The organism is Citrobacter sp. wls826 (genome assembly GCF_005281245.1).
GTDB lineage: Bacteria > Pseudomonadota > Gammaproteobacteria > Enterobacterales > Enterobacteriaceae > Citrobacter > Citrobacter braakii.
The window spans coordinates 55,746-60,789 of sequence record NZ_SZWS01000047.1; the positions used below are offsets into that span (position 1 = coordinate 55,746).

Sequence of the window (5,044 nt, forward strand, 5' to 3'; positions counted from 1 at the left end):
TAACTTTATCAGTGCAATGGCCTGTGGCGCACTGGGTTTCAACGACGCAGGATTGGTGTTTTTAGGCGCCGGGGTTTTTTCCTGGCTCAGTCTGGAGCCGGTGATTCTGCAACGTTTACGTAGCTGCGGCGAGTTGCCTGCGGTGTTACGTACTTCACTTGGCATTCAACTGGCGCCTGCGCTGGTCGCCTGCAGTGCCTGGCTTAGCGTTAACGGCGGCGAGGGCGATACGTTAGCCAAAATGTTGTTCGGCTATGGTCTGCTGCAACTGCTGTTCATGCTGCGGCTCATGCCGTGGTATTTGTCACAGCCATTTAATGCGTCTTTCTGGAGCTTCTCGTTTGGCGTGTCGGCTCTGGCAACAACAGGGCTGCATCTGGGCCACGGTAGCGAGTCAGGATTTTTTCATACGCTGTCGATCCCACTGTTTATTTTTACCAATTTTATCATTGCATTATTACTGGTACGTACGTTTGCATTGCTGATGCAGGGGAAACTGCTCATCCGCACGGAGCGTGCTGCATTACTGAAATCTGAGGATAAATAATGACCCTTTGCGACGAAAACTACTTTACTGAGAAATACGATTTAACTCGTACGCATTCCGATGTTGTTGAAGCGGCAAAAATTGTTAAGCCAGGTAAAACGTTAGACCTGGGCTGCGGTAACGGTCGTAACAGCCTGTACCTTGCGGCAAACGGTTATGACGTGACAGCATGGGATAAAAATCCCATGAGCATCGCTAACCTTGAGCGTATCAAAGCGGCGGAAGGGCTGACCAATCTGCACGCGAACGTCGCGGATCTCAACGCATTACGCTTTGATGGCGAATATGATTTTATTCTTTCTACCGTTGTGCTGATGTTCCTTGAAGCCAAAACTATCCCTGGCCTTATTGAAAATATGCAGCGTTGCACTAAACCGGGCGGATATAACTTAATCGTCGCGGCGATGGATACCGATGATTTTCCGTGTACCGTGGGTTTCCCGTTCGCGTTTAAAACCGGAGAATTGCGCAATTATTACAGCGGATGGGATCTGCTGAAATATAACGAAGACGTGGGTGAACTTCATCGTACGGATGAAAACGGTAATCGAATTAAACTGCGTTTTGCCACAATGCTGGCACGCAAAACTGCCTGAACCTCCCGCCTGGGTTAACTCTTTCTGCGCTCAGCATTTTTTGTGCCGGGCGCAGAGAGAAAATTGTGCAGTGTTTACCATTTTTAGTACATCCAAAATGAAACGGTTTTGCTATCCTTTTTAAGCATCATTGCGAAAACTAAAGGGATCGTTTCATGCGTACTCAAACTTTATTTAAAGTTGCAGTGCTTACTGGCTTGTTGGCATTATCCGGCTGTGCGTCAAAAGTGACTGCGCCGGATAAATATTCTGGGTTTTTAAAAAATTACTCTGATTTGAAGGAAACACAATCAGCATCGGGACAAACCGTACTCCGTTGGGTTGATCCGAGCTACAACGAATCCAAATATGACAACATTGTATATAACCCGGTAACGTATTATCCGGTTCCTAAACCTACCACGCAGGTAGGGCAGCAGGTTCTTGATCAACTGCTGACCTACACCAATACCCAGTTGAAATCCGCCATCAGCAAGCGTAAGCCCCTGGTTACTACCCCTGGGCCACGTAGCCTGATTTTCCGCGGAGCGATTACCGGTGTTGCAACGAGCAAAGAAGGACTGCAGTTCTATGAAGTGATCCCGGTTGCGCTACTCGTTGCGGGAACACAAATGGCAACGGGTCACCGTACCATGGATACCAACCTCTATTTCGAGGGTGAGTTGATTGATGCTGCGACAAATAAACCGGTAATTAAAGTTGTACGTAAGGGTGAAGGTAAAGATCTGAGCAACGAAAATACGCCGATGACATTCGAAACGTTGAAGAAAGTTGTTGATGACATGGCGACGGATGCCACCATGTTTGACGTGAACAAAAAACCACAATAATAATCAACGCACCATCTCAGGATGGTGCGTTTTTTTTATGCCACCCGGCGTCGATAGAATAGTTTACCCATTAGCACTTCTGGTCGGGCAAACATCACCATATTCCCCAGTAAAATCAACACTAATCCGGCAATAGCGTTAACTTGCCAGACGTATCCTTCATACAATGTTGACAGCGTTAGCGCAACCAGCGGGAAAAGCAGGGTGCTGTATGCCGCCCTACTGGGACCAATGCGCCCTACCAGTGTGAAATAAGCGCCGAAAGCAATCACTGAGCCAAAAATAGCCAGATATAACAGCGCGCTGAGATAGCTGAATGTCCACTGTGGCGTAAAATTGTCCCCGCGCATCAGCGCAATGGCAGCGATCAACAGCGTGCCGTACAGCATGGCCCAACTGTTGGTCGTTAACACTTCCAGCCCTTTTTTCTGGTGACGCATGCTGATCATATTACCCAATGAGAAACCGAAGGTTCCAAGGGCGCTTAAGCCGATACCCAGCAGCAAGGAATGATTGAATCCGCTGTTGAGCAAATCCTGCCAGAACAGAGTCACAATGCCCGTCAGTCCAAGACCGGCTGCTATATAGAAACGCAGCGGTGGTTTTTGCCCAAAAAAGATGAAGCTATTGACCGCATTGAACAGGACGGCCATTGAGAAAATCACCGACTCCAGGCCGGTATTAATCCAGGCCGCAGCCGTATAAAAACACCAGAAGTTGAAGCAAAAAACGCATCCACCCTGTAACAGACAAAACAGATGATCGCGACCAGACAGTTTGCGTAATTTACCGCTAACCAGCAGGATCACTATCATCAGCGAACTGGCAACGGCGAAGCGCCAAAAGATAGAAACCGGCGCAGAAACCGGGCCCTGCTGCAAATAAATCGCAATCCATGTCGTTCCCCAAATTACCACCACCAGGCAGTACAACAGTGCGTTCATACAACTCTCTCTTTTTTGGATTCAGGTTCACACTGTGTCATGTCTGGCGGCAGGAGGCTTTCATCGGTTTGCGGCGGACTTGCAAAATCTTGCGCTTTTTTAGCGTAAAAGCGAAAAGGAAGCTGTTAACAATATGTGGCTGTTATAGACTGAAAGCCTGCTAACTTATTTTGAATGTGATGGTATGCCTCAGCCCTACGATGCCTTTGAAAACTTACGCAAACATAATGCCGTGCTGCATGAATCGGTTGCGTTACATTCAGGGATCCAACTGGCGGCCTGGTCAAACAAGCGCGATACCATCACCCAGTATTGCGATCACCATACGCTCAGTTTATATATCGCGGATGGCTACGAGAGTTACCACAAAACGGCGGGGGGCTGGAAGAATGGCGGCGGACCGGACCGTTTTTGCCTGATGCCGAAAGAGAGCGAGTCAAGTTGGGATATCCGCGACGATCTTTCCTTTGTTCATCTCTATTGTACCGACGAACATCTACGCGAAGTGGGTGAAAAAGTCTGGGATAAAAGCCCCTATAGCTTCACGCTGGACGAGCACACGTTTGGCAGTGACCCGGGGATCACGGCGGTTTACCGTCAGTTTCTGCTTGATAACGACTGGCAGCAACCGGCCAATCACCTCACGCTCAGCGCGGCATCTTCGCTACTGTTAACGCATCTGATCCAGCATTACAGCAACGTCCAATGGCGACTGCCCACCGTCACCGGGGGACTCGCGCCCGTCACCTTGCGTAACGTGCTGGCCTATATTGACGCGCATCTGGCGTACCCAATCACCCTGAACGATCTGGCTAGTGAGGCGGCGCTCAGCGAATTCCATTTTGCCAGAATGTTTCGCCAGTCGATGAATATGGCACCGCATCAGTACGTGATGCAACGTCGTATGGCGCTGGCGCAGCATCTGGTCTGTTACACTTCACGCAGTTTGTCAGATATTGCGATGACCTGCGGATTCAGTTCGGCAAGCCATTTTAGTAACCGGTTTAAACAGGTAACCGGTAAAACGCCAACGCAGCTACGTGCGGCGAAATAACGTCAACACGGCGTAGCAGATACCGCCTACGACCAGCCCCCAGAATGCAGATCCAATCCCCAATAACGTCAGGCCACTGGCCGTGACCAAAAACGTAACGATGGCTGCGTCGCGTTCCGCTTCATTATGCAACGCCTGATACAAACTACCGCTAATCGTCCCGAGCAAGGCCAGACCGGCCAGCATCTGGATCCAGCTTACGGGCAGTGCCGCCATTAGTCCTGTGAATGAACCGCCAAACACCCCAGCCAGAAGATAGAAGACGCCAGCCGCGGCGGCGGCGAGCCAGCGTCGTTTGGCATCAGGATGCGCTTCGGGACTTTGGCAAATTGCGGCGGTTATGGCGGCAATGCAGATGGAGTAGACGCCAAACGGCGAAAACATCAGCGCCAGCAGGCCGGTAAAGATAATGAGCGGTGAAACGGGTAATGAATAGCCCGACGCATTCATAGTGGCAATACCTGGGGCATTTTGCGAAGCCATGGTAACCAGAAACAGCGGTAGCGCAATGCTGATACTGTGGGCAAATGAAAAGTGTGGGGCAATAAACGCAGGCATGACCGGCGATAAATTCACTCCGCTTGTGACAATGTCACCTTTTATTAGCGCGATAGCGATACCCGCCAGCATCGCGGCGATCGTCGCGTACCGTGGGGCTGTGACTTTAAATACCAGCCATGCCACCAGCATACTACCGCACAAAATAAGCTCACTGTTGAGGCTATTAAAGGCCTGCAGACCAAAGCGCAGCAGGATCCCGGCCAGCATGGCTGATGCCAGTGAGTGGGGGATTATTTTCATCAGACGGGCAAACAATCCGGTTATGCCGCACAGCACAATCAACGCGTTAGCTACGATAAAAACGCCGATAGAATCCTGAATCGATACCCCGTGCAGACCCGTAACCAGCAGCGCGGCGCCAGGTGTTGACCAGGCCGTGAGCACAGGAGCGCGATACCATAACGTCAGCGCCAGCGTACTGACGCCCATTGCAATCCCCAGCGCGGTCATCCAGCCCGCGATTTGATCGGTGGTCGCACCTGCGGCCAGGGCCGCTTGCCAGATAATGGCAG

5 protein-coding genes and 1 pseudogene are annotated in these 5,044 nt (G+C 50.6%); 4 read left to right on the forward strand and 2 right to left on the reverse strand.

Translation table 11 applies throughout. The features are described 5' to 3' along the window. The 3 genes and pseudogenes from FDW87_RS22275 to FDW87_RS10525 form a co-directional block, all read left to right on the forward strand. Positions 1 to 547: pseudogene (locus FDW87_RS22275) on the forward strand (dicarboxylate transporter/tellurite-resistance protein TehA); the annotation flags it as partial. Beyond that, on the forward strand, positions 547 to 1,143 hold the full coding sequence (gene tehB / locus FDW87_RS10520; RefSeq protein WP_016156592.1) for a tellurite resistance methyltransferase TehB: 597 nt from the start codon (positions 547 to 549) through the stop codon (positions 1,141 to 1,143). The pseudogene FDW87_RS22275 and the gene tehB, both read left to right, overlap by 1 nt. Positions 1,144 to 1,298: 155 nt before the next feature. Then, complete coding sequence (locus tag FDW87_RS10525) at positions 1,299 to 1,973, forward strand: DUF3313 domain-containing protein (protein ID WP_047417362.1); 675 nt, start codon at positions 1,299 to 1,301, stop codon at positions 1,971 to 1,973. A 35-nt stretch (positions 1,974 to 2,008) separates the two neighbouring features. Here FDW87_RS10525 and FDW87_RS10530 read toward each other — a convergent pair whose 3' ends face one another. Next, positions 2,009 to 2,917, reverse strand: a complete 909-nt coding sequence (locus tag FDW87_RS10530) for a DMT family transporter (RefSeq protein WP_016153163.1) — start codon at positions 2,915 to 2,917, stop codon at positions 2,009 to 2,011. 184 nt (positions 2,918 to 3,101) lie between these two features. Between FDW87_RS10530 and FDW87_RS10535 the strand changes: the two genes are divergently transcribed. After that, a complete protein-coding gene (locus FDW87_RS10535) occupies positions 3,102 to 3,971 on the forward strand; it encodes a helix-turn-helix domain-containing protein (protein WP_046275602.1) in 870 nt (289 codons plus the stop codon). Here FDW87_RS10535 and FDW87_RS10540 read toward each other — a convergent pair. Then, a partial coding sequence (locus FDW87_RS10540) for a benzoate/H(+) symporter BenE family transporter (RefSeq protein WP_137379729.1) occupies positions 3,954 to 5,044 on the reverse strand: 1,091 nt, incomplete at its 5' end. The genes FDW87_RS10535 and FDW87_RS10540 overlap by 18 nt on opposite strands.

Excerpts from the sequence above, each read along its gene's own strand:
- FDW87_RS10535 (WP_046275602.1), top strand. The coding sequence starts at position 3,102 with ATGCCTCAGCCCTACGATGCCTTTGAAAACTTACGCAAACATAATGCC.
- tehB (WP_016156592.1), top strand. The coding sequence starts at position 547 with ATGACCCTTTGCGACGAAAACTACTTTACTGAGAAATACGATTTAACT.
- FDW87_RS10525 (WP_047417362.1), top strand. The coding sequence starts at position 1,299 with ATGCGTACTCAAACTTTATTTAAAGTTGCAGTGCTTACTGGCTTGTTG.
- FDW87_RS10530 (WP_016153163.1), bottom strand. The coding sequence starts at position 2,917 with ATGAACGCACTGTTGTACTGCCTGGTGGTGGTAATTTGGGGAACGACA.